The sequence below is a fragment of the Halobacillus sp. B29 genome, from assembly GCF_052246755.1.
Taxonomy (GTDB): domain Bacteria; phylum Bacillota; class Bacilli; order Bacillales; family Halobacillaceae; genus Halobacillus; species Halobacillus halophilus.
Genome location: NZ_JBQQCM010000030.1, coordinates 1 through 1,615, shown reverse-complemented (window position 1 = coordinate 1,615; position 1,615 = coordinate 1). Strand labels below are relative to the sequence as shown.

Genomic DNA, 1,615 nt, shown 5'->3' with positions numbered 1-1,615 from the left:
TTAACCAGAATTCTAGATATTTCTGGTTGACCATTTTTAATATGGTCTTATTATTACAGTAGCCAGGGTAGAACGCCCCTGCCCGTGGGACTTAGATCCCGTCCTGGTAAACCGTTCACCCCCTACTGGTAGAAACATGTTTGAGGCTGGTTGGGACAAGATCCCGTATAACAAGCGAAGCTATGATACTACTAGGAGGACTAGGGGTTACTGGCAAGATGAATCTGAGGAGGAGATATAGAATGAATCCAGTCGTGGGTCTGGATGTTTCAAAAGGAGAAAGTGAGGTTCAGACCTTTTTAGATAAAGGAAAACCTTACGGTAAAAGTTTTAGCATCAAGCATGACCTGGAGGGACTAGGCTCATTACTTGAGTTTTTGGAAGGTGTAAAAGATGCAACAGGCATTCAACCTTCGGTTGTACTAGAAGCTACTGGGCACTATCACGCACCAGTGGTGCAGTTTCTAGAGCAGCATAACTATTTATTGATTATTGTTAACCCTTTGATCTCTCATAGAGCTAAAAGCTCTAGTTTACGAAAAGTTAAAACGGATGCCATTGATGCTTATCGGCTTTGTGAGCTTTATTACAAGGAAGATTTAGAACCTTATAAAAGGCGCGGTATTCAGCTTTTAAACTTGCGTAATCTTACAAGGCAACACGAGAATATTACAGGAATTTATGTACAAACCAAATTGCAATTTCAAGCAGTACTGGATCAAATCTTCCCTGAATATAAAGGGGTTTTTGGTGACTTATACTCAGTTGTGTCTTTACTTGTATTAAAGGAATTCCCTGCATCAGAAGACATTTTAGATGTTAACCAAGATGCGTTAGCTGATAAAATTAAAGTACTCTGTAAGAGTCGGTCTAGGAGATGGGCAGAGGAAAAAGCTCAGGATCTTAAGAAAGCAGCCGCACGGAACCCATTCAAAAAGACACTTTATCAGAGTCATTTACTGAGTCTTGGTATGTATATCACTATGCTTCTTCAATACAAAAAGCATCTATCCAGATTGGACTCAGAGATAGATGCTCTCGCAAAAGAAGTTGAAGAATATAAGATCATCCAATCTATCCCTGGTATTGGAGAAAAAATCGCTGCCACGATTATTTCTGAGATTGGGGAGATAGACCGGTTTAATCACCCTAAAAAGCTAGTAGCATTCGCAGGAGTTGATCCAGAAGTACATGAATCAGGTAAGTTTAAGGCTACTTTAGTTCGGATTACAAAACGTGGTTCAAGCCGGCTACGTCATGCCCTATATATGGCCGTTAGATCTGGTATTCGTGATTGTCGCAAACAAAAAACAACAGCCGAAATTATCCCTAGAAACAAAAAATTAAGAGCGTTTTACGACAAGAAGCGAAAGGAAGGCAAATTATATAAAGTAGCCGTCATTGCTTGTGTAAATAAGCTCTTACATTGGATTTATGCTTTATTAAAAAACAAAACCACTTTCCAAGATATAGCGTAATCACTATTTCCATCTAAATAATACAAAACCTTCCAATCAAACATTTGAGGAAGGTTATTTGCCATGCGCATTTTTAGTATAACATGGGTTACCTTAAGTTTTTATTGAAAAATGTTGACAAACTATTAGCTGGTTTA

The 1,615-nt window shown here is 38.6% G+C and carries 1 protein-coding gene; it reads left to right on the top strand.

Going from position 1 to position 1,615, the window contains the following annotated elements; genetic code table 11:
• Positions 1–242 precede the first annotated feature (242 nt).
• Positions 243–1,478: an IS110 family transposase gene (locus ACTWP7_RS20320; protein ID WP_443124725.1), complete on the top strand. Its 1,236-nt coding sequence runs from the start codon at positions 243–245 to the stop codon at positions 1,476–1,478.
• Positions 1,479–1,615: the final 137 nt, after the last annotated feature.